Genomic DNA, 24925 nt, shown 5'->3' with positions numbered 1-24925 from the left:
CGGAACCGTCACCCGCGACGATCGCGGATACCGGTGCGGCAGCTCTCAGATGTGGATCACCCTGCCATACGCGTCGAGCACGCTCTCGTGCATCATCTCCGAGAGCGTCGGATGCGGGAACACGGTGTGCATCAGCTCCGCCTCGGTGAGCTCCGCCGTGCGCGCGATCGCGTAGCCCTGGATCATCTCCGTCACCTCGGCGCCCACCATGTGCGCGCCGAGCAGTTCCCCTGTCTTGGCGTCGAACACCGTCTTGACCAGCCCCTCGGGCTCGCCGAGCGCGATCGCCTTGCCGTTGCCGATGAAGGGGAAGCGACCCACCCGCACCTGATACCCCTTGGCCTTCGCCGCCGCCTCGGTCAGCCCCACCGAGGCCACCTGCGGCCGGCAATAGGTGCAGCCGGGGATGGTCGTCGGGTCGATCGGGTGGACGTCGTTCCTGCCCGCGATCGCCTCGACACAGACCACCCCCTCGTGGCTGGCCTTGTGCGCGAGCCAGGGCGGGCCGGTCAGGTCGCCGATCGCGTAGACCCCCTTCTCGTCCGTTCGGCCGTAGCCGTCGGTGACGACGTGGGTCTTCTCGACCTTCACCTTGGTGCCTTCCAGGCCTATGCCTTCGACATTGCCGACGATGCCGACCGCGCTGATCACCTTCTCGACGGCGATCTCGTGCACCTTGCCCTTGGCATCCTCGACGATGACGTTCGCGCCGCCGCCATTCTTCCTCACGCCCTGCACCTTGGCGCCGGTCATGATCGTCATGCCCTGCCTGGTGAAAGCCTTGTGCGCGAAGGCGGAGATCTCCTCGTCCTCCACCGGCAGCACGCGGTCGAGCACCTCGACCACCGTCACCTTGGCGCCCATGTTGGCGTAGAAGGAGGCGAACTCGATGCCGATCGCGCCCGAGCCGATCACCAGCAGCGATTTCGGCATCGCCTTGGGCACCATTGCTTCCTTGTAGGTCCAGATCGTTTCGCCATCCGGCTCGATGCCCGGCAGCACGCGCGCGCGCGCGCCGGTGGCGAGCAGGATGTGCGGCCCCTTGAGATCCGCGACCTTCTTGCCGTCCCTCTCCACCACGACGGTCTGCGGGCCGGCGAGCCTGCCGTGGCCGTCGATCACCGTGACCTTGTTCTTCTTCAGGAGGTGCTTCACGCCGGCCGAGAGCTGGCCCGCGACCTGGCGCGAGCGCTTGACCACCTTCGCGAAATCGTAGCGCGGGTTGTCGGCCGCGAAGCCGTAGGCGTCGAGCGTGTGCAGCAGGTGGTTGATCTCGGAGGAGCGCAAGAGCGCCTTGGTCGGGATGCAGCCCCAGTTCAGGCAGATGCCGCCGAGATGCTCGCGTTCGACCAGTGCGGTCTTCAGGCCGAGCTGGTTGGCACGAATCGCCGCGACATAGCCGCCCGGGCCGCCGCCGATCACGATCAGGTCGTACTGGTCTGCCATCCACACCTCCAAGAACAGCGAGGGGAGAGCGTCCTCTCCCCTCGCGCACCCCTAGGGAGAGCGTCGCTCCCGCTGGTCGCGACGCGTGCCCCGACCAACGGGAGGGGCACCCTCATCAGGGGGGCCGGGGGAGAGGACGCTCTCCCCCGGCTTCACTTCAAAGCATCATCTGCAGCGGGTCCTCGACGATCCCCTTGAACACGCCGAGCCACTCCGCCGCCAAGGCGCCGTCGATCACCCGATGATCGACGCTGAGCGTCACCGTCATCACGGTCGCGATCGCGAGCGCCCCGTCCTTCACCACCGGACGCTGCTCGCCCGCGCTCACCGCCAGGATCGCGGCCTGGGGCGGGTTGATGATGGCGGCGAAGTCCTTCACCCCCATCATGCCCATGTTGCTGATCGAGAACGAACCGCCCTGGAACTCCTCGGGCTTGAGCTTGCCGGCCCTGGCCCGCGCGGCGAGGTCCTTCATCTCGTTCGAGATCGTCGCGAGGCCCTTGAGGTCCGCCTTGCGGATGATCGGCGTGATCAGCCCGTCCGGGATCGCGACCGCGACGGAGATGTCCACGTCCTGGTACATCACCATCCCGTCGTCCTGCCAGGACGCGTTCACCTTCGGCAGCCGGCGCAGCGCGATCGCCGAGGCCTTGATGATCATGTCGTTGACCGAGACCTTCCAAGCCCCCGGCCCGTCCTTCGGCGACTTCGCGTTGAGCTCCGCGCGCAGCTTCAGGAGCGCGTCGAGCTCCACGTCCACCGTGGCGTAGAAGTGCGGGATCGTCGCCTTGCTCTCGGAGAGGCGACGCGCGATCACCTTGCGCATCGTCGAGTGCGGCACGAGGGTGTGCGGCACGGCGATCGACGGGGCCGGGGCCTTCGGCGCGAGGGCCGGTGCCGGTGCGGGCGCGGCGGCTGCCGGCGCAGCCTCGCCCCTCGGCGCCGCCACCGCCATCGCCGCCTCCACATCCGCCTTCACGATGCGCCCGTTCGGCCCGCTGCCCTTCAGCGTGGCGAGATCGATGCCGGCCTGCGCGGCCATGCGCCGCGCGAGCGGGGAGGCGAAGACGCGCTCGCCCCTGTCGTGGCCGTTGCCCGCCTTGGGCGGATCGGGCTGCGGATCGAACGCAGCCTTTGCCGCGGGCGCCGGCGCCGCCTTCTGCGCCTCGGCCTTCGCCTCAGGCTTCGGCGCCGGCGCGGGCTTGGCGCCCCCCTCGCCGGCAAGCTCGGCGATCGGCGCGTTCACCGCCACGCCGGCAGTGCCCTCCGGCACCAGGATCTTCGCCAGCACCCCCTCGTCGACCGCCTCGACCTCCATGGTCGCCTTGTCGGTCTCGATCTCGGCGATCACGTCGCCCGCCTTGATCGTGTCGCCCTCCTTCTTCAGCCAGCGCGCGAGCGTGCCCTCGGTCATGGTCGGGCTCAGCGCCGGCATCAGGATCTGCGTGCCCATCGTCCGTCCCTCTCCCCGACCTCAGCGATACGTCACGCGCTTGGCCGCCGCGACCACCTGCGCCACGGAGGGCAGGGCGAGCTTCTCGAGATTGGCGGCATAGGGCATCGGCACGTCCGCGCCGTGCACGCGCAGCACCGGCGCATCGAGCCAGTCGAAGCAGTGCTCCATCGCCACCGCCGCGATCTCGGAGCCGATGCCCGCATAGGGCCAGCCCTCCTCGACACTGACCAAGCGGTTGGTCTTCTTGACCGAGGCGACGATCGTGTCGATGTCGAGCGGACGCAGCGTGCGCAGGTTGATCACCTCGGCGCTGATCCCCTCCTTCGCCAGTTCCTCGGCCGCCTGCATTGCATAGCCGACACAGATCGAGAACGCGACGATCGTGACGTCGGTCCCCGCGCGCTCGATCTTCGCCTTGCCGATCGGCAGGATGAATTCATCCGACACGGGGCACGGGAAGGTCTGGCCGTACACCACCTCGTTCTCGAGGAAGATCACCGGGTTCGGATCGCGGATCGCGGCGCGCAGGAGGCCCTTGGCGTCCTCGCTCGACCAGGGTGCCACCACCTTCAGCCCCGGGCAGTGCGCGTACCACGAGGCGTAGCACTGGCTGTGCTGGGCGGCGACGCGCGCCGCCGCCCCGTTGGGACCGCGGAACACGATCGAGCTCTTCACCTGGCCGCCCGACATGTAGAGCGTCTTGGCGGCCGAGTTGATGATCTGGTCGATCGCCTGCATCGAGAAGTTGAAGGTCATGAACTCGACGATCGGCTTCAGCCCGGCGAAGGCCGCGCCGACCGCGAGCCCGGTGAAGCCGTGTTCGGTGATCGGCGTGTCGATCACGCGCTTCGGCCCGAATTCGTCCAGCAGGCCCTGGCTGACCTTGTAGGCGCCCTGGTACTGGCCCACCTCCTCGCCCATCAGGAACACGTCCGGATCGCGCCGCATCTCGAGTGCCATCGCCTCGCGCAGCGCCTCGCGCACGGTGATCGGCTTCGTCTCGCCCCAGTCCTTCTCGGGGGCGGGGACGGCTGCGGCCTTCGGGGCCGGCTTCGCCGCCTCCGCCGGCTTGGGTGGTGCGGCCGGCTTCGCCTCGGCGGGCTTCGCCGCCGGCACGGGCGCGGCCTTACCGGCGTGCTCGCCGTTCAGCACCGCAATCACCGAATTCACCTGCACGCCTTCCGTGCCCTCGGGCACGACGATCTTCGTCAGCACCCCCTCGTCGACCGCCTCGACCTCCATGGTCGCCTTGTCGGTCTCGATCTCGGCGATCACCTCGCCTGCCTTGATCGCGTCGCCCTCCTTCTTCAGCCAGCGGGCGAGCTTGCCCTCGGTCATGGTCGGGCTCAGCGCGGGCATCAGGATGTTCGTCGCCATGATCGCGTCCCCTGCCCTCAGGCCGCCTCGGTCAGCACGTCGGTCCAGAGTTCGCTCTCCGGCGGTTCGGGGCTCTGCTGCGCGAAGTCCGCCGCCTCCTGCACGATCGCGCGCACCTCCTCCTCGATCGCCTTCAACTCGTTCTCGGCCACCCCCAGCGTCTCGACCAGCACCTTGCGCGCGGTCTCGATCGGATCGCGCGTCTCGCGCATCTTCTGCACCTCCTCGCGGGTGCGGTACTTCGCCGGATCCGACATCGAGTGGCCGCGGTAGCGGTAGGTCAGGACCTCCAACAGATAGGGCCCCTTGCCGGCGCGGCAGTGCTGCACCGCCACCTCCGCCGCCTCGCGCACCTTCAGCACGTCCATGCCATCGACCTGCATGCCCGGGATGCCCCAGGGTGCTCCCTTCTGCGAGAGATCGGTCGAGGTGGTGGCGCGCGCCTGCGCGGTGCCCATGGAGTAGCGGTTGTTCTCGATGATGAAGACGCAGGGCAGTTTCCAGAGGGCCGCCATGTTGAAGCTCTCGTAGACCTGCCCCTGGTTGGCCGCGCCCTCGCCGAAATAGGTCAGGCAGACATGGTCGTTGCCGCGATACCAGTTGGCGAAGGCGAGCCCGGCGCCGAGGCTGACCTGCGCGCCGACGATGCCGTGGCCGCCGTAGAACCCCTTCTCGAGCGAGAACATGTGCATCGAGCCGCCCTTGCCCTTCGAGTAGCCGCCGATGCGCCCGGTCAGCTCCGCCATCACTCCCCGCGGGTCCATGCCGCAGGCCAGCATGTGGCCGTGGTCGCGGTACGAGGTGATCACCTGGTCGCCGGGCTTCAGCACGGACTGCATGCCGACCACCACCGCCTCCTGGCCGATGTAGAGGTGGCAGAACCCGCCGATCAGCCCCATGCCGTAGAGCTGGCCGGCCTTCTCCTCGAAGCGCCGGATCAGCAGCATCTCGCGGAACGCCTTGAGCAGTTCCTCGCGCGTCATGGCGAGGGGCTTGGCTGCCTTGCCCTTCTTGCCCTGAGCGGCGGTGTCGGCGGTTGCCATCCTCGTTCCCCCCGTCGGATCGGTCCGGTCGTGCGTCCCTGCACCTAAAGGCGGTGCATGAGACTGGCAAGACAGGGGAAACTGTTGCCCACCAAGCCCGCCGGACGCAACAGAGCGTCCGGCACGGCGGAGGCGATGCTGCGAAACGTGCGCGCGGCCGGTGCCTCGGCAGACCGGCGGTTCGAGCGTACGGCCCGGAACGCGCTGCGCGCCCGGCGGCGCGATTCTGGGCGCCTGCCCGGCTCGCGGGCCCGCGGTCCCGCCGCAGGCTGGGCCGGCCATGGCGCACGGGGGCCGGTCTGCGACGCGGGGTCTCCCCCGAGGGCGAAGCGCTGCTCAGGCAGGCGGCCCGCCTCGGCGCAACCGGCTGGCTGGCGCCGGCGGCAATCGGCGCGGTCCTCCGCGCGCGCCGCCCGGCTTCGGCTCAGTAGAGCCGCTCGTTCGGCCCGTAGGGCAGCACGATGTCGTCGGGCCGGACCATGTTCAGCATCAGCCGCGCCCGCTCATCGAGCGCGTCGCCGTCCAGGTGCTCGGCACGCAGCGCGCCCACCCGCCGCTCGAGCCGGATCCGTTCGGCCTCGAGCCGCGCGAGTTCGCTCTCGGCCAGCGCGATCTGCTCCTGGATCGCGCCGAGCGCGATCAGGCCGCGGCTGCCGTGCAGCGTATGCCAGGCGAAGAACCCGACCAGCGCCAGCCCGAGCACGGGCGGCACGGCGGCGAGCACGCGGCGCTTCAGTTCCGAGGCAAGCGACATGGCCCGCAGGGAATCATCCCGCACCGCGCCGGCGCAAGGGGGGCGTCGCCTTCAGCCCCGCATCACCGCGCGCCGGCCGCCGTAGCGCCCCGCCTCGCCGAGCATCGCCTCGATGCGGATGAGCTGGTTGTACTTCGCCGTGCGGTCCGAGCGCGCCAGCGAGCCGGTCTTGATCTGCCCGCAATTCGTCGCGACCGCGAGGTCGGCGATGGTCGCGTCCTCGGTCTCGCCCGACCGGTGGCTCATCACCGCGCGCCAGCCCGCGCGGTGCGCCATCTCCACTGCCGCCAGCGTCTCGGTCAGCGTGCCGATCTGGTTGACCTTGATCAGGATGGCGTTGCCGCAGCCCTTCTCGATCCCCTGCGCGAGCCGGTCGGTGTTGGTGACGAACAGGTCATCGCCCACGAGCTGCACCTTGGCGCCCAGCGTTTTGGTCAGATGCGCCCAGCCTGCCCAGTCGTCCTCGGCGCAGCCGTCCTCGATCGAGACGATGGGATACTTCGCGCAAAGCGCGGCCAGGTAGTCCACCATGCCGGCGGCGTCGAGCGTCCTGCCCTCGCCCTCCAGGACGTATCTGCCGTCCCTGAAGAATTCGGTCGCGGCGCAGTCGAGCGCGAACACGACGTCCTCGCCTGCGCGGTAGCCGGCCTTCTCGATCGCCCTCGAGAGGAATCCCAGCGCCTCGTCGGCCGATCTCAGTTTCGGCGCGAAGCCGCCCTCGTCGCCGACATTGGTGCCATGGCCGGCGGCCGAAAGCTCCCTCTTCAGGGTGGCGAACACCTCCGCGCCGATCCGCACCGCATCCGCGATCGTGCCGACCCCCACCGGCAGGATCATGAACTCCTGGATGTCGATCGGGTTGTCGGCATGCGCGCCGCCATTGATCACGTTCATCATCGGCACCGGCAGGGTGCGCGCCATGGTGCCGCCCACGTAGCGGTAGAGCGGCATGCCCAGCGCGGCGGCGGCGGCCTTGGCGACCGCGAGGCTGACGCCGAGGATCGCATTCGCGCCCAGGCGCGACTTGTTCGGCGTGCCGTCGAGATCGATCATCAGTTCGTCGATCTTCACCTGTTCGGTGGCGTCGAGGCCCGAGAGCGCGTCGAAGATCTCGCCCTCGACCGCGTCGATCGCGCGCTTCACCCCCTTGCCGCCGTAGCGCGACGCGTCCCCGTCGCGCAGCTCGATCGCCTCATGCGCGCCGGTCGAGGCGCCCGAGGGCACGGCCGCCCGCCCCATCGCGCCGCCGTCGAGCACCACGTCCACCTCGACGGTCGGGTTGCCGCGCGAGTCGAGGATCTCGCGCGCGACGATGTCGGCGATGGCGGTCTCGGTCATCGGGGAGTCTCCGAAGAAAGGGACGCTGCGACCTAGCGCGGCGGGCGCGAACCGGCAACCCCGGCGACGCGCGGCAAGGCCGGGCGCCACCGTCTCCGGCCTGGCAAGGCTACGTCGCCGGATACCCCACGCGCCCCGCCCCTTCCGGCTCGTCGATGAAGCCGCCCGACTGGCGCGCCCACATCCGCGCATAAACGCCGCCCCGCGCGAGCAGCTCCGCGTGGCTGCCCTGTTCGACGATCCGTCCCGCCTCCATCACCACCAGCCGGTCCATCTTGGCGATGGTCGAGAGCCGGTGCGCGATCGCGATCACCGTGCGCCCCGCCATCAGCCGGTCGAGGCTCGCCTGGATCGCCGCCTCGGCCTCGCTGTCGAGCGCGCTGGTCGCCTCGTCGAGGATGAGGATCGGCGCGTCCTTCAGGATCACGCGCGCGATCGCGATGCGCTGGCGCTGCCCGCCGGAGAGCTTCACGCCACGCTCGCCGACCTCGCTGTCATAGCCGCGCCGCCCGTCCCAATCCTCGAGCCCGAGGATGAAATCGTGCGCCTCGGCGCGCTTCGCCGCGTCGATCACCTCGGCCTCGGACGCCTCCGGACGGCCGTAGCGGATGTTGTCTCGGATCGAGCGGTGCAGGAGCGAGGTGTCCTGCGTCACCACGGCGATCTGCTGGCGCAGGCTCTCCTGGGTCACCGCCGCGATGTCCTGGCCGTCGATCAGGATGCGGCCCTGCTCGGGCGCGAAGAAGCGGAGCAGCAGGTTGATCAGCGTCGACTTGCCGGCTCCTGAATGGCCGACCAGCCCGACCCGCTCGCCCGGGGCGATCGCCAGATCGAGGTCGCGGATCACGCCGCGGATCGTGCCGTAGCCGAAGGTGACGCGCTCGAACGCGATCCGCCCCGCCGTCACATGCAGCGGCACCGCGTCAGCCCGGTCGGGATTGCGCAGGGGCCTGGCGATCGTCTCCATCCCCTCCTGGACGATGCCCACGTTCTCGAAGATCGCGGTGACGCTCTCGGCCACCCAGCCGGCGTTGCGCAGCATCTGCCACGCGAGCGGCAGTACGGCGGCGACCATGCCGACCTCGATCTCCCCGCGCGCCGCCAGCACCACCGCGAGCGCGCCGGTGGAGGTCACCATCAGCGCCGAGGCGGACCACAGGCTGAGGCCGAACACCGTGATCATCCGGAGCTGGCGGTGGAAGGTCGCGGTGTGCGCATCGATGCCGGAGCGCACGAACGCGTCCTGGTCGGCGGCGCGCGCGAACAGCTTCACGGTGAGGATGTTCGTGTAGGTGTCGACGATCCGGCCCGTGACCATCGAGCGCGCCTCGCTGGTCGCCTTGGAGCGGTCGCGCAGCCGGGGCACGAACCAGCGGAGCAGGGCGACATAGAACACCAGCCAGACCAGCATCGGCACGGTCAGCACCGGCTCGAACGAGGCCATCATCGCGACCGAGCCGATGCCGTAGACGACGAGGTACCAGACCGCCTGGGCCGAGGCGACGACGGACTCGCGCAGGGCGGGCCCGGTCTGCATCACGCGCGTCGCGATCCGCCCGGCGAAGTCGTTCTGGAAGAAGCTCCAGCCCTGGCGCGAGACGTGCCAGTGGCTCTGCCAGCGGATGCGGTTCGTGACGTTGGCGGCGATCACCTGGTTGGTCAGCACCGACTGGGTCAGCAGCGCGAACGGCCGTCCGATCAGCATGACCGCCGCCATGGCGAGGAGTTCGGGCCAGGCATTGGCCCACAGCGACTCGCCCGGGTGGGTCCCCAGCAGCGTCACGAGGCGCCCCATGAAGAAGGGCACCAGCGTGTCGAGCACGGCGACGACGCCGACCGCGGCGAACATCGCCGCGAACGGGCCCTTGGCCTGGCGGATGAAGTGCCAGTAGAAGGCCGCAAGTCCGGACGGCGGCGCGGTCTCGGGCGCCGCCTCGGTGGGCGGAATCAAGCGTTCGGCGGCGCTCAGCATGGGCACTGGGTAGCGTGCCGTACGGCCGCGCGCCAGCGGCCGCACGGCGGTGTGAGCGCGTCTCCGGCCCGGCCGCCCACCCCGCTCCCGCCACCGCCGGCGGGAGCGTGTCAGGTGCCGGTCAGGCCGACTTCGCCATGATCTGGTCGGCGATGTTCCGCGGTACCGGATCGTAATGGTGGAACTGCATCGTGAACGACGCCCGCCCCTTCGACATCGACCGCAGATCCGAGATGTAGCCGAACATCTCCGAGAGCGGCACGTGCGCGCGGACGATCACCGAGGTGCCCAGGATGTCCTGGCTCTGGATCATGCCGCGGCGGCGGTTCAGGTCGCCCACCACGTCGCCGACGTGATCCGGAGGCGTGGTCACCTCCACGTCCATGATCGGCTCGAGGATGATCGGTCCCGCCTTCTTCATGCCTTCGCGGAAGCAGGCCTTGGCGGCGATCTCGAACGCCATCGCCGAGGAGTCCACGTCGTGGTACTTGCCGTCGAGCAACGTGAACTTGAAGTCCACCGTCGGGAAGCCGGCCAGCACGCCGGTGTCCGCCTGCACGCGGATGCCCTTCTCGACCGCCGGGATGTACTCCTTCGGCACCGCGCCTCCGACCACCGCATTCTCGAACACGATGCCGCCGTTGCGGTCGAGCGGCTCGAAGGCGATCTTCACCTCGGCGAACTGGCCCGACCCGCCGGTCTGCTTCTTGTGGGTGTAGGTCTCGGTGTGGCTGCGCGTGATCGTCTCGCGATAGGCCACCTGCGGCGCGCCGATATTCGCCTCGACGCCGTACTCGCGCTTCAGCCGGTCAATGATGATCTCGAGGTGGAGCTCGCCCATGCCGGAGAGGATGGTCTGGCCCGTCTCCTGGTCGGTGCGGAGACGGAGGGAGGGGTCCTCGGCCGCGAGCTTCTGCAGCCCGAGCGTCATCTTCTCGATCGAGTCCTTCGTCTTGGGCTCGACCGAGATGTCGATCACCGGCACCGGGAAGGCCATCCGCTCGAGGACCACCGGGTGCTGCGGATCGCAGAGCGTGTCGCCGGTCTGGGTATCCTTGAGGCCGATGAAGGCGGCGATGTCGCCGGCGTAGACCTCCTTGATCTCGTCGCGCTTGTCGGCGTGCATCTGGAACATCCGGCCGATGCGCTCCTTGTGGCCCTTGGTGCTGTTCAGCACCTGGTCGCCCGAGCGCAACACGCCCGAATAGACGCGCACGAAGGTGAGCGTGCCGTACTTGTCGTTGATGATCTTGAAGGCGAGGCCAGTGAAGGGCGCATCCTCGCTGATGAGGATCTCGCGCCCCTCGTCCTCGGAGCCCTCGGGCGGCACGGTACGGATGCCCGGCACCTCGTTCGGCGCGGGCAAATAGTCGATCACCGCGTCGAGCAGGGGCTGCACGCCCTTGTTCTTGAACGCGGTGCCGCAGAGCACCGGGCGGAACGTGCCGGCGATCGTGCCCTTCTTGATGCAGCGCTTGAGCGTCTCGACCGCGACGTCGCCCTTGTCGAAATACTCCTCCATCGCCGCGTCGTCGACGGACAGCGCGGTGTCGAGCAGCTTCTGGCGGTACTCCTTCGCCTTCTCCAGCATGTCGGCCGGGATCGGGGCGTCCTTGAACGCGGCGCCGAGCTCCGAGCCGTCCCAGACGACCGCCTTCATCTCGACGAGATCGACCACGCCGACGAACTTGTCCTCGGCGCCGATCGGAAGCTGGATCTCGAGCGGCACGATGCCGAGCTTGTCGATCAGCGACTGCACGGCCTTGTAGAAGTCGGCCCCCGTGCGGTCCATCTTGTTGATGAAGATGATGCGCGGGACGTTGTAGCGGTCGGCCAGACGCCAGTTGGTCTCGCTCTGCGGCTGCACGCCGGCCACACCCTCGATGATGAAGATCGCGCCGTCCAGCACCCGCAAGGAGCGGTTCACCTCGATGTTGAAGTCGATGTGGCCGGGGGTGTCGATGATGTTGATCCGGTGGTCCTTCCACTCGGCCGTCACCGCGGCGGAGGTGATGGTGATGCCGCGCTCGCGCTCCTGCTCCATGTAGTCGGTGGTGGTGGAGCCCTCGTGCACCTCGCCCACCTTGTGGCTGCGACCGGTGTAGTAGAGGATGCGCTCCGTCGTCGTCGTCTTCCCCGCGTCGATATGCGCGGTGATGCCGATGTTACGGATACGCGACAGCGGTACGTTGCGCGGCACGGCGGCCTCCTGGGTCGTCGCCCCGGCCCTGCCGGGGTCTCGTCAAAAGCTGCGGGCGCGGCGGGCGGGGGTGCTCGCCACCGCCACGACCGCGCCACGCTTCCGGATCGGCGGCTTTCTGACGCTGGGGACGAAAAAAAGCAAGCCGCAAGCGCCCGGCCCGGGACTGCGTCGCACGCAGGCCGGTCCTCGACGCCGCTCACGGCGGCTTGAGCCGCGGCCGGCCGGCCGCCGGGGGATCGCGGACATCCGCAGGCTCGGCTTGCGCGGCCCGGTCGAAGCTGCAAGCTTGTTGCGCCGACGATCCGGCATGGAGAGGAGACGCCATGGCTCGCCCCCCGCGCAAGGCTCCTGCCCGCCGCCGCGGCAAGAACGCCAGGTCCGGCGCCGGCCGCGCCGCCCCGCCGCCGGCGGAGCGGCCCGTTCCCCTGCCCCCCTCGCCGATCGACATGGCCGACGACGCGGTCGAGGAGGCGCTGCGCACCGGCGCCCAGCCCGGACTGCTCGAGGATCTGTTCGGCCCGGCCGGCTATGCCGAGCTCAGCCAGCTCGCCCGCCAGGCGTCCACGCGCTCGGTGCGGGGCGGCGAGCGGGTGCTGATCCTGCACGGCATCATGGGCTCGAAGCTTGGCTTCCCCGGAACCTGGCCGTTCCAGGACGTGGTCTGGATCGATCCGGCCGACATCTTCGGCGGCAGGCTCGCGCTGCTCCGGCTCGGCCCCGCGGGTGACCCGGGCCGGGTGCGCTCGCTCGGCGTGCTGCTCGCGGCCTATCTGGCGCTCAAGCTCAGGCTGCGCATCGCCGGCCACGACGCCGAGTTCTGGCACTACGACTGGCGCCTCGGCCTCGACCGGCTCGGCGCCGAACTCGCGCGCGCGATCGACGCCGTGCCCGGCCGGACCACCCACCTGGTCGCCCACAGCATGGGCGGTCTGGTGGCGCGCGCAGCGCTCAGGCACCGGCCGAGGAACCTGCAAGAGGGGCGGATCGTCACGCTCGGCACGCCGCATTTCGGCTCCTACTCGCCCGTGCAGGCGTTCCGGGGCGTGCATTCCGTCGTCAACAAGGTCGCGCTGATCGACACCCGGCACGATCCGGCCGAGCTCGCCGGGATCTTCGGCACCTTCCCGGGCCTCCTGGAGATGATGCCCTCGCCCCGGCTGCGCCGGCTCGATCTGTTCGACCCGGCCTCCTGGCCCGCCAGGGGGACCCGGCCCGACGCCGCCATGCTTGCCGCAGCGCGAAAGGCCCAGACGGACCTACCCGAACCCGACGACCGCTTCCTGCTGATCGTCGGCAACGGCCACGAGACCGTGGTCGATGCGCGGCTGGACGCGGAGAAGGACGAGTTCGTCTACGACCTCGCGCCGGAGGGTGACGGCACCGTGCCGCTCGACCTCGCGGTCGTGCCCGGCCGCCCGACCTGGGTGACCGCCGCCGGGCATGGCGGGATGCCGAACAGCGCGAGCGTGGCGCGCGCCGTCGATACGCTGCTCGCCACCGGCAGGACCGACGAGCTTCCCGTCTTCGACGCGGCGCGGGGCGTGCGGCGCGCGGTGGCGGCACGTTCGGTCAGCGACTCGGCGCTCGCCGCGCGCATCCCGCCGCCGGCGCAGCGCGGCCGGGCACTCGCGGCGCGCGAGCAGCGCAGCCTGCTCGCGGAGTTCGCCGCCCCGCCCGAGCCGACCGCCGAAAGCACGGCGGGAGCGCGCCGCGACACGGGCGACGGAACCGGCGGGCTGCTCAGCAATTTCGTCGTGCTGCGCCGGCAGCGCCAGCGCCTCGACATCGACCTCGTCTGCGGCAGCATCACGGATGTGCGCGCGGATGCCTACGTGATCGGCGCGTTCCGCAACGTCGCGCCGGGCGGCGCGGCGGCGGCGGTCGACCAGGAACTCGGCGGCGCGCTCAGCCAGCTGATCGAGCGGCGCATGGTGTCGGGCGAGGCGGGCGAGGTGACCTGCTTCCCGACCGGGCGGCACCGCTTCGGCGCGCAGTCGGTGATCCTCGCCGGCCTCGGCAGCGTCACCGAATACGTCGACGACGTGCTCGAGCTGGTCGGCGAGAACATCATGCGCACGGCCCTGCTCACCCGGCTCGACGATTTTGCGATCGTTCCGATTGGCGCGGCGACGGGCGGCACCGCCGCCGGCGCGCTCGAGCACCTGCTGCGCGGCTTCGTGCGCGCGCTCGCCACCGTGCCGGGCGGGCGGTTGCGCGGCCTCACCATCTGCGAGCTCGACGCCGACCGCTTTGCCGAACTGCGCGAGACCTTCCACCGCCTGCTGCGCTCCGACCTGTTCGGCGAGGTGGAGGTGACGCTGAACGAACGCGAACTGCCGGCTCCGGCGGTGACCCGCGCGACCGGGCCGGCGCCGCTGCGCCAGGCCGTCTACCTGCTGACGCGCCAGGAGGTGGCGGCGGACGGGCGGGCGAGCGTGGTCGCCTCGGTGCTGACCGCGGGCGGGAAGGCCGCGATCGTCCAGGGGCGGATGCCGGTGGACGACACGGCGCTCGACCAGCAGGCACGCGCCCTCGCCCGCCGCGGCCTGCCGCTCGCGCGCGACGCCGACCGTTTCGGCGCCACGCTGGCCAAGAGCGTGCTCGCGCCCGAGATCCGCGAGGTGCTGGCGCGTGAGCTTGCCGGTCCTTCGCAGCCGCCCCTGGTCGTGGTGCACGACGCGCCGACCTCGCGGATCCCGTGGGAGACGCTGCGCCTCGGCGAGATCTCGCCGGCGCTCGCGGGCGGGCTCACGCACCGCTACGACGGCGGGGTGCTGTCGGTGGCGAAGTGGAACGAGGAGCGTGCGCGCACACCCGGCCTCTCCATGCTGCTGGTGGTCAACCCGACCGAGGATCTCGAGGGGGCCGAGGCCGAGGGGGAGCGCATCCAGGTCATGCTCAGTCGGCGGCCGGAGATCCGCCTGACCGTGCTGCACCGGAAGGAGGCGCGCCGCAACACGCTCATCGAGCGCTTCCAGTCCGGCGAGTACGACGTGGTGCACTATGCGGGCCATGCGTTCTTCGACCCCGACAACCGCGGCCGCAGCGGCATCATCTGCGCCGGCGAGGAGGTGCTGGCGGGGGCAGACCTCGCCGCGCTGCGCCAGCTTCCCTCGCTCGTGTTCTTCAACGCCTGCGAGGCGGCGCGCGTGCGCAGGCCGGGGCAGCAGCAGGAGGCTACGGATCAGCCGATCCGCTCGACGGTCAGCTTCGCCGAGTCCTTCCTCGCCGGGGGCGTGGCGAACTATCTCGGCACCTACTGGCCGGTGGGCGATGCCGGCGCCGCCGCCTTCGCCGACGCGTTCTACAGTGGCCTGCTGCGCGGCGATCCGCTCGGCCGCGCGCTGATCGACGGGCGGGCGAAGGTGCGCGAACGCAACCTCGGCGACTGGGCGAACTACGTGCTCTACGGCAACCCGGAGTTCCGGCTGACGCCGGGGTGAGCGGCGCGGATCCCGGGGCGAGGCGCAACCCGGAGGTGATCATCGCCTCGGTTCGGTGATCCCTAGCGGCGCATCCAGGACGTATCGCCGGATGCCAAGAGGATGGCGGTCGTGCCGGCCCCTGCGGAACAGCATGGGGGCATCCGGGATGCACGCCTCGGCGCCGGTCATGCCGTCCGCGCGGCATCGTCCCGTGCGGCGATGCCGTCGCCGCGTGGTCCCGGTCCACTGCGCTCGGGGCCCGTCCGGCGCCGGAACCGAAGGTCGAGCGGGGGCCATCACCCGGCGGACGCGCCCGCCGGGCCATGGACTGCCGTCGTTGCGACGAAGGCTCCGAGGCGATTCAGAACCGCTGCTGGAGCATGATGCCCGGCCCGGCATCGAGCAGGCGCCGGCCGATCGGGCCGTCCGCCCCGCCCGTCGGTCCGTCCAGCCCGCGATCGATCCGGCCGGGATCGAGAAGGCTCGGCGCGAGGGTGGCGCCCGGCGAGAGCCGAACGCCGTCGACCGCCGCCTCCGGCTCCGCAGCCGCGGGCGGCGGTGCCGGCGCGAGGCCCGGCGCCTCGTCCGGCCGGGAGGGTGCGAAGGGCACCTCCTCGAGCATGATGCCCTGCCTGAGGAAGGGATTCGCCTGGGCGCCCACAGCGCCGAAGGCAGCCAGCGCCAGCAGCAGGAACGCCCTCATGCCGGCACCGGATTGCCGCGCGCCGGCCAGGACGCCGCACCTGCGCTCTCCTGCCAGTGGCTGCACGCCCGGCGCACGGGGGGAAAGGCGATGTCGTCCCACGGGATCTCCTCCCGGCCGAACAGGCCCACCTCGCCCGACTCCTCGGTCGGGCCGATAGACAGAGACTCCCCGGCGGCCTCGCCGAGTTCGAGGAGGCCGGCGGGCAGCGTCCAGCCCCCCCTGCGGGGCATGATCGCGCGCCGACAGAGCAGCACGCGGCTGTCATGCACGGCAACCGAACCGACCGCCACTTCGGGGGTCTCGCAGGCGACGAAGCCGCATTCAGGACAGATCTGGCGCGCGCGGGTGTCGCCCGCCGGTGCCGTCCGGACGCGGGGTCCGCTGACGCTCGCATCGGCCATGCACGTCAGCATCTCGCGCAAGACTGTGGCGCGCCAGCGGCGGGCGCACGCGAACGGATCAGACCCGCGCGAGCGGACGCGATCCGACCGCCAGAGCGGGCGTCAGATGGTCAGGTTGAGCAGGGAGCCCCGCGGCAGCGGGCCGGACGGCGGCTGCGCTGGCAGAACCGGATGCGCAGGCTTGGGGGGAGTGGCTATCAGCTGGCGCTCAACGCCGCCGATCCCCTGCGTGCCGCCCACCGGCCGGCTGTCGCGCACCTGCAGCGCGGCCGAGGCCGACTGCGAGAACGCGGCAAGGGAAGAGAGCGGAACCATGCGCAGGGTTCTGGCACGCATGTGGTTAAGAATGAGTTAATGCGAGACGTCCCGCAACCCATGCGTGCGTATGTTGGGTTTGTGCCTACCGACGGGCGCGGCAGTCCGGCACCACCCGATCACGCCAGGAGGCACACGACCCGTCGGCCTTGCGACAGCCGGGTCCGCCGCGGCACCCGCAGCCGCTGCAGCGCGCCCCGCTGCCGGGCGGGGTGAAGCCGGGATAACGCACGCACCGGTCGGTCGCGCCGGCCGCGCTCTGTGCCGGCAGACAGGTCTCGCGGGCGCGCGTCGGCAGCGCGGCGGCGGCGAGCAGCACCGCCAGCAGACGCCGAGTCAGGCGGCGAGGGCCGCCACCCCCGGCAGCGTCTTGCCTTCCAGCCATTCGAGGAAGGCTCCGCCCGCGGCGGAGACATAGCTCAGATCCTCGGCCACCCCCGCCTGGCGCAGCGCGGCCACGGTGTCGCCGCCGCCGGCGACCGAGAGCAGCCGGCCTGCCCGGGTGAGCCCCGCCACCCCCCTGGCGACGCGCACTGTCGCGGCGTCGAAGGGCGGGGTCTCGAAGGCGCCGAGCGGCCCGTTCCAGACCAGCGTGCGGCACTCGGCGAGCCGGTCCAGGATCGCGGCACAGGTGAGCGGCCCGAGATCAAGGATCATCGCCTCCGCCGGCACCGCGCCGACCGGCACCGTCTCGGTCGGCGCATGCGCCCGGAACTCGCGCGCGACCACGGCGTCGACCGGCAGCAGGATGTCGCATCCGGCGGCCTTCGCCTTGGCCTCGATCCCGCGCGCGGTCGCGTGCAGGTCCGGCTCCTGCAGGCTCCGACCGACGGCGATCCCGCGCGCGGCGAGCAAGGTGTTCGCCATCGCCCCGCCGATCACCAGCAGGTTCACCCGCTCGACCAGGTTGCCGAGCAGGTCGAGCTTGGTGCTGACCTTGGCGCCGCCGACGATCGCCGCCAGCGGCCGCGCCGGCGCGCCGAGCGCGCGCTCGAGCGCCTCGAGCTCGGCCTGCATCAGCCGCCCGGCATAGGCAGGCAGGCGCCGCGCAAGCGCCTCGGTGGAGGCATGCGCCCGGTGCGCGGCCGAGAACGCGTCGTTGACATAGAGCTCTCCGAGCCGCGCCAGCGCATCGGCGAAGGCGGCGTCGTTCTGCTCCTCGCCCGGGTGGAAGCGGGTGTTCTCGAGCACCAGCACATCGCCCTCCCGCATCGCGGCGACCGCCGTCTCGGCCGGCGCGCCGATGCAGTCCTCGGCGAAGGCGACGGGGCGGCCGAGCACGCCGGAGAGCGCCTCGGCCACCGGCCTGAGCGACATGGAAGGAACGCGCCTGCCTTTCGGCCGGTCGAAGTGGCTCAGCACGATCACCTTCGCGCCCTTCTCCGCGAGCTCGCGGATCGTCGGCGAAAGCCGCTCCAGCCGCGTGGGGTCGCTCACCTTCCCGTCCTGCATCGGTACGTTCAGGTCGGCGCGCAGCAGCACGCGCCTGCCGCGCACGGCGAGCCCGTCGAGCGTGCGGAACGCCATCAGAGCGAACCCATGAGCGCCGCCGTGTCGCTCATGCGGTTCGAGAAGCCCCACTCGTTGTCGTACCAGCCCATCACGCGCACGAGCGTGCCCTCGATCACCGCGGTCTGGGTCGCGTCGAAGCTGCACGAGGCGGCCACGTGGTTGAAGTCCGAGCTCACGAGCTTCTCGTCCGAGTAGTCGAGGATGCCCTTCATGGGTCCCTCGGCGGCGGCCTTCATGGCCGCGTTCACCTCGTCCCTGGTGACGGCGCGCTTCAGGTTCGCATCGAGCGAGACGAGCGAGACGTTCGGCACCGGCACACGCACGGCCGTGCCGTCGAGCTTGCCCTTGAGGTCTGGCAGCACGAGCCCGACCGCGCGCGCGGCCCCCGTGGTGGTGGGGATGATGTTCACGGCCGCCGCCCGCGCGCGGTGCAGATCCTTGTGCAGGGTATCCACCGTGCCCTGGTCGCCCGTATAGGCGTGGATGGTCACCATGTAGCCGCGCTCGACCCCGAACGCGTCGTGCAGCACCTTCACCATCGGCGCGAGGCAGTTGGTCGTGCAGGAGGCGTTCGAGACGACGGTCATGTCCCTGGTGAGCACGCCGTGGTTCACGCCATAGACCACCGTGGCATCCGCGCCCTCGCCCGGCGCCGAGATCAGGACCTTGCGCGCCCCGGCGCCGAGCAGGGGCTGGACCTTCTCCTTCGAGGTGAAGATCCCCGTGCACTCCATGGCCACGTCCACGCCCGCAAGGGGCAGCTTGCCGGGGTCGCGCTCGGCCGTGACCCGGATCGGCCCCCAGCTCCGGTTGCCGAGGCGGATCGTCATCGTGCCGTCCGCCGTCTCGACCGTACCGGGGAAACGGCCGTGCACGGAGTCGTAGCGGAAGAGGTGCGCGTTCGCCTCGACGCTGCCGAGATCGTTGATCAGCACCGGCTCGAGATCCGTCCGCCCCGACTCGACCATGGCCCGCAGCACGAGCCGTCCGATCCGGCCGAAGCCGTTGATCGCAACCTTCACCGCCATCTGTGTCTCCTTCCCGATCCTTTCACGACAGGCGGCGCGTGACCGCCGCCGCCACGGCCTCCGGCGTGATGCCGAAATGCCGGTAGAGCTTCTCGTAGGGACCGGAGGCGCCGAACCCGCTCATGCCGACGAAGATGCCGGACAGGCCGAGCCAGCGCTCCCAGCCGAAGCCGCAGGCAGCCTCGATGCCGACGCGCAGCGCGCCGCCGAGGACGACCGCCTGCCAGGCCTCCTCCTGCTGCGCGAACAGCTCGAAACAGGGCATCGAGACCACGGCGGTCGGCACGCCTTGGGCCTGCAACAGATCGCGCGCCCCGAGCGCGATCGCCACCTCGCTGCCGGAGGCGATCAGCGTCGCCTTGCGCTGGCCGTCGGCCTCGGCGAGCACGTAGCCGCCGCGCGCCACCATGTTCTCCGGCGTGTGCGCCGTGCGCACCGCCGGCAGCGCCTGGCGCGTCAGCGCGAGCACCGAAGGGCCTTCGGTGCGCGCGAGCGCCAGCGCCCAGGCCTCGGCCGTCTCCACCGCATCGGCAGGGCGGAACACGTGGAGGTTCGGGATCGCCCGCAGCGCGGCGAGATGCTCGATCGGCTGGTGGGTCGGCCCGTCCTCGCCGAGCCCGATGCTGTCATGAGTGAAGACGTAGACCACACGCTGCTTCATCAGCGCCGCGAGACGGATCGCCGGGCGCATGTAGTCGCTGAACACCAGGAAGGTGCCGCCATAGGGGACCAGCCCGCCGTGCAGCGCCATGCCGTTCAGGGCCGCGCCCATGCCGTGCTCGCGCACGCCGAAATGGATGTGCCGCCCGCCCCAGTTCTGGGCCGAGAGCGTGCCCATCGCCTTCACGTACGTGAGGTTGGACCCGGTGAGATCCGCCGAGCCGCCGACCAGCTCCGGGATCGCCGGGGCAAGCGCCTCGAGCGCCTTCTGGCTCGCCTGGCGGGTGGCGAGCTTCGGCCGCTCGGCGGCCGCCTTCTCCTTCCACGCATCGAGGGCGGCGCGCCAGCCCTCCGGCAGGCGGCCGGCGGTCACGCGCTCGAACTCGGCGCGCTGGGGCGAGCGCTGGTAGCGGCGCAGCCACGCCATGCGCTCCTTGGCGCCGCGCCGGCCGGCCTCGGCCCAGGCGCGTGCGATCTCGGCCGGCACCGTGAAGGGCGGCGCGTCCCAGCCGAGCGCGCGCTTGGCGGCCGCCGCCTCCTCCGGGCCCAGCGGAGCGCCGTGGGTGGCGGCGGTGCCGGCCTTGGTCGGGGCACCGAAGCCGATGATGGTGCGGCAGGCGATCAGGGTCGGCCGGTTCGAGCGCTGGGCATAGGCAAGGGCGGCGGCGATCTCGGCATGGTCGTGCCCGTCGATCCGCTTGGTGGCCCAGCCATAGGCGGCGAAGCGCTTCAGCGTGTCGTCCGAGCAGGCGAGGCTGGTCGGCCCGTCGATCGAGATCGCGTTGTCGTCGTAGAGCACGGTCAGCTTCGAGAGTCTGAGGTGCCCGGCGAGCGAGGCGGCCTCGTGGCTCACCCCTTCCATCAGGTCGCCGTCCGAGGCGATCACCCAGGTGCGGTGGTCGACCAGGCTGCGCCCGAACCGGGCGGCGAGCATGCGTTCTGCCATGGCCATGCCGACGGCGGTGGCGAGCCCCTGGCCGAGCGGGCCGGTGGTGGTCTCGATCGCCGGGTGCTCGCCGTGTTCCGGATGGCCGGCGGTGCGGCTGCCGAGCTGGCGGAAGGCGCGCAGCTCCTCCATGTCCATGCCATCATGGCCGGTCAGGTGCAGCAGCGCATAGAGCAGCATCGAGCCGTGTCCGGCCGAGAGCACGAAGCGGTCGCGGTCCGGCCAGCGCGGATCGGCGGCGTCGAACTTGAGGAAGCGGGTCCAGAGCACGGTGGCGACATCGGCCATGCCCATCGGCATGCCGGGATGCCCGGACTTGGCGGCCTCGACCGCGTCGATCGCGAGCGCGCGGATGGCGTCCGCCAGGGCGCGCTCGGGGCCGGCGGTCTCGGCCAGCCGCTCGGCCATGGCGTCCAGAGCGGGATAGGCGGCAGGCGCTTCGGTGAGGGACACCTCGCACTCCGGGTCACGGGGGAAGGGCGGAGGCTGCTATAGAAAGCGCACGCCGGGGGGGCAAGGGCCGGGGAGGTGCCGGCTGTCGCATGCCAGCGGCGGCAGGCCCCCCGTGACCCCTTTCGACTCATCGGCCGGGCGGGCCGATCTCGGCGCGGCCGGATGTTCGACAGACCCGGCCGGCGCCGCAACGGCCGCACCCTGCAATCCCGCGTGAGACGGGACGCGGCAGGCCGCTCACGCTGCGACGTCGGCCTCCTCGCCGCTCCGCTCCAGCCGGCGCGTGTAGCCGGCGGAGGCCTCGTAGAGTTCACGCGTGTAGGCGTGGCGCATGCGCCCCTGCATGAGCGCCTCGACGGTCAGCTCCTCGAGGATCACGCCGTGGTTCATCACCGCCACCCGGTCGCACATATGGGCGATCACGCCGAAATCGTGGCTGACCAGGATGTAGGTCAGGTTCTCCGTGCGCCGGATGTCGGAGAGCAGGTTCAGGATCTCCGCCTGCACCGAGACGTCGAGCGCGCTGGTGGGCTCGTCGAGCAGGAGCACGCGCGGCTCGAGGATCAGCGCGCGTGCGATCGCCACGCGCTGGCGCTGCCCGCCCGAGAGCTGGTGCGGATAGCGGTAGCGGAACGCGGGCGAGAGCCCGACCTCGGTCAGCACGCGCTCGATGCGCCGCGGCCCGTCGCCAAGCCCGTGGATCCGCACCGGCTCCATCAGCGCGGTCTCGACCGTGTGCTTGGGGTGCAGCGAGCCGTAGGGATCCTGGAACACCATCTGCACCGTGCGCGCCATCGCCGGATCGCGCGTGCGCGCGACCGGCCGGCCGGCGATCGTCGCCTCGCCGCTCCAGTCCGGGTTGAGCCCGGAGAGCGCACGCAGGATCGTGGACTTGCCACAGCCGGACTCGCCGACCAGGCCGAACACCTCGCCCTCGGCGACATCGAACGAGACGCCGTCCACGGCATGGATCAGTCTCGCGCCGCGGCCGAAGCTGACGCGCAGGTCGCGCACCGAGACGAAGGCGCGGCTCATGCGATGAGCCAAGCGGGATCGCGCGCCAGCACGGGCAGCCGCGCACGCCGTTCGTCGATGCGCGGCAGGCTCTCGAGCAGGCCGCGCGTGTAGGGGTGGCGTGCCGCGTGCAGCTCCGCCGCCGGCAGGCTCTCGACGATGCGGCCGGCATACATGATCAGCACCCGGTCGCAGAAGGTCGCGACCAGGTTGAGGTCGTGGCTGATGAAGATCAGGCCGAGGCCGCGCTCGCTCACCAGCTCGTCGAGGATGCGCAGCACCGAGATCCGAACCGTAACGTCGAGCGCGCTGGTCGGCTCGTCCGCGATCAGCAGGTCGGGCTCGGGGATCAGCATCATCGCGATCATGATGCGCTGGCCCATGCCGCCCGAGACCTCGTGCGGATAGAGGTCGTAGACGCGGTGCGGGTTGCGGATCCTCACCGCCTCCAGCATGGCGAGCGTGCGCTGCTTCGCCTCCGTCCCGCTCGCGCGGCGGTGGATGCGGAACGCCTCGGCGATCTGGCGCCCGACCGTCTGCACCGGATTGAGCGCGAACTTCGGGTCCTGAAGGATCATGCCGATGCGGCGGCCGCGGATGCCGCGCATCTCGCGCTCGCTCGCCGCGACGAGATCGATGCCGCGGAAGCGCAGGTGCCGGGCCTCGACCTGCGCTCGCGGTGGCGTGAGCTTCAGGATCGCGCGCCCGGTCATGCTCTTGCCCGAGCCGGACTCGCCGACGATGCCGACCTTCTCGCGCCCGACCGTGAAGCTGACGCCGCGCACCGCCGGCACCTTCCCTTGCAGCGAGGGGAAGGTGACGGAGAGCCCTTCGACCGTGAGGATCGGCCCGTTCATGACGATCTCGGATCAAGCACGTCGCGCAGCGCGTCGCCCAGCAGGTTGAAGCCGAGCGAGACCACCAGGATGGCGATCCCGGGCATGGCCGCGAGCCACCAGCTGCCGAGCATGTAGGCCCGGCCCGTGGAGAGCATCGCCCCCCACTCGGGCGAGGGCGGCTGCGCGCCCAGGCCCAGGAAGCCGAGACCGGCGGCGGTGAGGATGATGCCGGCCATGTTCAGCGTGATGCGGATGATCACCGAGGGGATGCAGATCGGCATCACGTGGCGGACGATGATGCGCAGATCGGAGGCGCCGGCGAGCCGCACCGCGGCGATGTAGTCGGCGCGCCGCACGGTCAGCGTCTCGGCGCGCGCGAGCCGCGCGATCGGCGGCCACGCGGTGAGCGCGATCGCGAGGATCGCGTTCTCGAGCCCCGAGCCGAGTGCGGCCACGAAGGCGAGCGCCAGGATCAGGCCCGGGAAGGAGAGGAACACGTCGGTGAGCCGCATCAGCGCGACATCGACCCAGCCGCCGAGATAGCCGGCCACGGTGCCGATCAGCAGGCCGAGCGGCCCCGCGATCAGCGCCACCAGCAGCACGATCATCAGCGTGATGCGCGCCCCGTAGGCGATGCGGCTCCAGATGTCGCGGCCGAGCTCGTCGGTGCCGAGAAGATGCGACGAAGAGGGCGGCAGCAGCCGCCGGTCGAGGCTCTGCGCGAACGGGTCGTGCGTCGCGACCAGCGGCGCGAGGACCGCGAGCAGGACGAGCGCGAGGACGATGCCGAGGCCCAGCAGGGCGAGCGGATTCGCGGCGAAGCGGCGCCAGCCGAGATAGAGCTTCTGCGCGCGCGCCTGGCCGGGGCCCGTGACCGTCTCGGCCAGCAGCCAGGCGCGCAGCCCGCCCTGCGCGGAAGCCTCGGTGCGGACCTCGGCCGTCATCGCGTCCTCGGGTCGAGCAGGCGGTAGAGGATGTCGGAGATCAGGTTCAGCACGATGAAAGTCAGCCCGACGATCAGCGTGCAGGCGAGCACCACGTTCATGTCGCCGGCGAGCAGGCCGAGCGTCAGGTAGCGGCCGAAGCCGGGCCAGGCGAACACGGTCTCGGTCAGCACCGCGCCCTCGAGCAGGAAGGCGTAGGCGAGCGCGATCACGGTGACGAGCTGCACCATGATGTTGGGAAAGGCATGGCGCCAGACCACGCGCGCGCGCGAGAGCCCCTTCACGCGCGCGGTGATCACGTATTCCTGGCTGAGCTGCTCGAGCATGAAGCTGCGCGTCATGCGCGCGATGTAGGCGGTCGAGGAGTAGCCGAGGATCGAGGCCGGCAGGACGATGTGCTCGACCGCGCTCCAGAACACCTCGGGCTCGTTCGCGAGCAGCGAGTCGATCAGCAGGAACCCCGTGCGCGGCTCGATCATGTCGATGTAGAAGACGCTGACGCGACCCGGCCCGCCGACCCAGCCGAGCATGGCGTAGAAGACCACGAGCCCCATCAGCCCGAGCCAGAAGTTCGGCGCCGAGTAGCCGATCAGCCCGACCACGCGCACGACATGGTCGATCAGCGTGCCGCGGTGCACCGCGGCGATCACGCCGAAGGGGATGCCCAGGCCCACGCCGATCACGATCGAGACGGTGGCGAGCTCGACGGTCGCCGGGAAGACGCGCAGCAGGTCGTCGGCCACCCGGTTGGAGGTGTTGATCGCGGCACCGAAATCGCCCTGCAGGACCTTGCCGACATAGATCGCGAACTGTTCCCAGAGCGGGCGGTCCAGGCCCAGCTCGCGATACACCATGTCGTAGGTCGATTGCGGCGCATCGTCGCCGATCACCGCCACCACCGGGTCGAGCGGCAGCAGCCGACCGATGAAGAAGGTGATGGCGAGCAGTCCGAACAGCGAGATGGCGACCGCGCTCGCCTGCCGGAAGACCTCGCGGCCGAGGCGACGCAGCCGATCGGCGCGCTCCCGGCCGGCGGCCTCCGCGCCCGCCGCAACGGCAGTCCCGTCCACTGCCACGACGTGCCGCCCGCCGT

Annotated in this window: 19 protein-coding genes; 1 reads left to right on the top strand and 18 read right to left on the bottom strand. The window is 71.0% G+C overall.

Annotated features, from left to right (window positions below):
- Window positions 1-45 precede the first annotated feature (45 nt).
- The 8 genes from lpdA to fusA form a co-directional block, all read right to left on the bottom strand.
- Window positions 46-1446, bottom strand: a complete 1401-nt coding sequence (gene lpdA / locus FK498_RS01230) for a dihydrolipoyl dehydrogenase (RefSeq protein WP_141850987.1) — start codon at window positions 1444-1446, stop codon at window positions 46-48.
- A 157-nt stretch (window positions 1447-1603) separates the two neighbouring features.
- Entirely contained in the window at window positions 1604-2899 is a 1296-nt protein-coding gene (locus FK498_RS01225) for a pyruvate dehydrogenase complex dihydrolipoamide acetyltransferase (RefSeq protein ID WP_141850986.1), read from the bottom strand.
- Window positions 2900-2920: 21 nt separating this feature from the next.
- A complete protein-coding gene (locus tag FK498_RS01220) occupies window positions 2921-4279 on the bottom strand; it encodes a pyruvate dehydrogenase complex E1 component subunit beta (RefSeq protein WP_141850985.1) in 1359 nt (452 codons plus the stop codon).
- Window positions 4280-4296: 17 nt separating this feature from the next.
- Window positions 4297-5262 (bottom strand): pyruvate dehydrogenase (acetyl-transferring) E1 component subunit alpha, encoded by a 966-nt coding sequence (pdhA, locus tag FK498_RS01215; protein WP_141851032.1) that lies wholly within the window; start codon window positions 5260-5262, stop codon window positions 4297-4299.
- 484 nt (window positions 5263-5746) lie between these two features.
- Entirely contained in the window at window positions 5747-6076 is a 330-nt protein-coding gene (locus FK498_RS01210) for a septum formation initiator family protein (RefSeq protein WP_141850984.1), read from the bottom strand.
- Window positions 6077-6127: 51 nt separating this feature from the next.
- The gene (gene eno, locus FK498_RS01205) at window positions 6128-7414 is read right to left on the bottom strand and encodes a phosphopyruvate hydratase (protein ID WP_141850983.1); all 1287 of its coding nucleotides are present in this window, start codon (window positions 7412-7414) and stop codon (window positions 6128-6130) included.
- A gap of 109 nt (window positions 7415-7523) precedes the next feature.
- The gene (locus tag FK498_RS01200) at window positions 7524-9386 is read right to left on the bottom strand and encodes an ABC transporter ATP-binding protein (protein ID WP_141850982.1); all 1863 of its coding nucleotides are present in this window, start codon (window positions 9384-9386) and stop codon (window positions 7524-7526) included.
- 121 nt (window positions 9387-9507) lie between these two features.
- Window positions 9508-11586, bottom strand: coding sequence for an elongation factor G (gene fusA / locus FK498_RS01195; protein WP_141850981.1), 2079 nt, complete (start codon window positions 11584-11586; stop codon window positions 9508-9510).
- Window positions 11587-11912: 326 nt separating this feature from the next.
- Between fusA and FK498_RS01190 the strand changes: the two genes are divergently transcribed.
- A complete protein-coding gene (locus FK498_RS01190) occupies window positions 11913-15032 on the top strand; it encodes a CHAT domain-containing protein (protein ID WP_141850980.1) in 3120 nt (1039 codons plus the stop codon).
- Between the two features lie 343 nt (window positions 15033-15375).
- Here FK498_RS01190 and FK498_RS01185 read toward each other — a convergent pair whose 3' ends face one another.
- The 10 genes from FK498_RS01185 to FK498_RS01140 all read right to left on the bottom strand — a co-directional run bounded on the left by FK498_RS01185 (window position 15376) and on the right by FK498_RS01140 (window position 24842).
- Window positions 15376-15717 (bottom strand): hypothetical protein, encoded by a 342-nt coding sequence (locus FK498_RS01185; protein WP_141850979.1) that lies wholly within the window; start codon window positions 15715-15717, stop codon window positions 15376-15378.
- Window positions 15714-16121, bottom strand: coding sequence for an NUDIX domain-containing protein (locus FK498_RS01180; protein WP_141850978.1), 408 nt, complete (start codon window positions 16119-16121; stop codon window positions 15714-15716). Before FK498_RS01180 ends, FK498_RS01185 begins: the two co-directional genes overlap by 4 nt.
- Window positions 16122-16223: 102 nt before the next feature.
- Entirely contained in the window at window positions 16224-16436 is a 213-nt protein-coding gene (locus FK498_RS01175) for a hypothetical protein (RefSeq protein ID WP_141850977.1), read from the bottom strand.
- A 336-nt stretch (window positions 16437-16772) separates the two neighbouring features.
- Entirely contained in the window at window positions 16773-17963 is a 1191-nt protein-coding gene (locus FK498_RS01170) for a phosphoglycerate kinase (protein WP_370510863.1), read from the bottom strand.
- Entirely contained in the window at window positions 17963-18976 is a 1014-nt protein-coding gene (gene gap / locus FK498_RS01165; RefSeq protein ID WP_141850976.1) for a type I glyceraldehyde-3-phosphate dehydrogenase, read from the bottom strand. The genes FK498_RS01170 and gap overlap by 1 nt, the downstream gene beginning before the upstream one ends.
- A 22-nt stretch (window positions 18977-18998) precedes the next feature.
- The gene (gene tkt, locus FK498_RS01160) at window positions 18999-20990 is read right to left on the bottom strand and encodes a transketolase (RefSeq protein WP_202614700.1); all 1992 of its coding nucleotides are present in this window, start codon (window positions 20988-20990) and stop codon (window positions 18999-19001) included.
- Window positions 20991-21272: 282 nt separating this feature from the next.
- Entirely contained in the window at window positions 21273-22070 is a 798-nt protein-coding gene (locus tag FK498_RS01155) for an ABC transporter ATP-binding protein (RefSeq protein WP_141850974.1), read from the bottom strand.
- Complete coding sequence (locus FK498_RS01150) at window positions 22067-22906, bottom strand: ABC transporter ATP-binding protein (protein WP_141850973.1); 840 nt, start codon at window positions 22904-22906, stop codon at window positions 22067-22069. Before FK498_RS01150 ends, FK498_RS01155 begins: the two co-directional genes overlap by 4 nt.
- Window positions 22903-23832, bottom strand: coding sequence for an ABC transporter permease (locus tag FK498_RS01145; RefSeq protein WP_141850972.1), 930 nt, complete (start codon window positions 23830-23832; stop codon window positions 22903-22905). Before FK498_RS01145 ends, FK498_RS01150 begins: the two co-directional genes overlap by 4 nt.
- Window positions 23829-24842: an ABC transporter permease gene (locus FK498_RS01140; RefSeq protein WP_141851030.1), complete on the bottom strand. Its 1014-nt coding sequence runs from the start codon at window positions 24840-24842 to the stop codon at window positions 23829-23831. Before FK498_RS01140 ends, FK498_RS01145 begins: the two co-directional genes overlap by 4 nt.
- Between the last annotated feature and the right edge of the window lie 83 nt (window positions 24843-24925).

Origin of the sequence: Elioraea sp. Yellowstone (assembly GCF_006704265.1) — a bacterium.
Classification (GTDB): Bacteria; Pseudomonadota; Alphaproteobacteria; order Acetobacterales; family Acetobacteraceae; genus Elioraea.
The sequence above is the reverse complement of the archived record's forward strand: the minus strand, read 5'-3'. Positions and strand labels throughout refer to the sequence as shown.

Bases quoted from the DNA above. Each gene is read 5' to 3' on its own strand.
- lpdA (WP_141850987.1), bottom strand. From the start codon at position 1,446: ATGGCAGACCAGTACGACCTGATCGTGATCGGCGGCGGCCCGGGCGGC.
- FK498_RS01225 (WP_141850986.1), bottom strand. From the start codon at position 2,899: ATGGGCACGCAGATCCTGATGCCGGCGCTGAGCCCGACCATGACCGAG.
- FK498_RS01220 (WP_141850985.1), bottom strand. From the start codon at position 4,279: ATGGCGACGAACATCCTGATGCCCGCGCTGAGCCCGACCATGACCGAG.
- pdhA (WP_141851032.1), bottom strand. From the start codon at position 5,262: ATGACGCGCGAGGAACTGCTCAAGGCGTTCCGCGAGATGCTGCTGATC.
- FK498_RS01210 (WP_141850984.1), bottom strand. From the start codon at position 6,076: ATGTCGCTTGCCTCGGAACTGAAGCGCCGCGTGCTCGCCGCCGTGCCG.
- eno (WP_141850983.1), bottom strand. From the start codon at position 7,414: ATGACCGAGACCGCCATCGCCGACATCGTCGCGCGCGAGATCCTCGAC.
- FK498_RS01200 (WP_141850982.1), bottom strand. From the start codon at position 9,386: ATGCTGAGCGCCGCCGAACGCTTGATTCCGCCCACCGAGGCGGCGCCC.
- FK498_RS01190 (WP_141850980.1), top strand. From the start codon at position 11,913: ATGGCTCGCCCCCCGCGCAAGGCTCCTGCCCGCCGCCGCGGCAAGAAC.
- FK498_RS01185 (WP_141850979.1), bottom strand. From the start codon at position 15,717: ATGAGGGCGTTCCTGCTGCTGGCGCTGGCTGCCTTCGGCGCTGTGGGC.
- FK498_RS01180 (WP_141850978.1), bottom strand. From the start codon at position 16,121: ATGGCCGATGCGAGCGTCAGCGGACCCCGCGTCCGGACGGCACCGGCG.
- FK498_RS01175 (WP_141850977.1), bottom strand. From the start codon at position 16,436: ATGGTTCCGCTCTCTTCCCTTGCCGCGTTCTCGCAGTCGGCCTCGGCC.
- FK498_RS01170 (WP_370510863.1), bottom strand. From the start codon at position 17,963: ATGGCGTTCCGCACGCTCGACGGGCTCGCCGTGCGCGGCAGGCGCGTG.
- gap (WP_141850976.1), bottom strand. From the start codon at position 18,976: ATGGCGGTGAAGGTTGCGATCAACGGCTTCGGCCGGATCGGACGGCTC.
- tkt (WP_202614700.1), bottom strand. From the start codon at position 20,990: ATGGCCGAGCGGCTGGCCGAGACCGCCGGCCCCGAGCGCGCCCTGGCG.
- FK498_RS01155 (WP_141850974.1), bottom strand. From the start codon at position 22,070: ATGAGCCGCGCCTTCGTCTCGGTGCGCGACCTGCGCGTCAGCTTCGGC.
- FK498_RS01150 (WP_141850973.1), bottom strand. From the start codon at position 22,906: ATGAACGGGCCGATCCTCACGGTCGAAGGGCTCTCCGTCACCTTCCCC.
- FK498_RS01145 (WP_141850972.1), bottom strand. From the start codon at position 23,832: ATGACGGCCGAGGTCCGCACCGAGGCTTCCGCGCAGGGCGGGCTGCGC.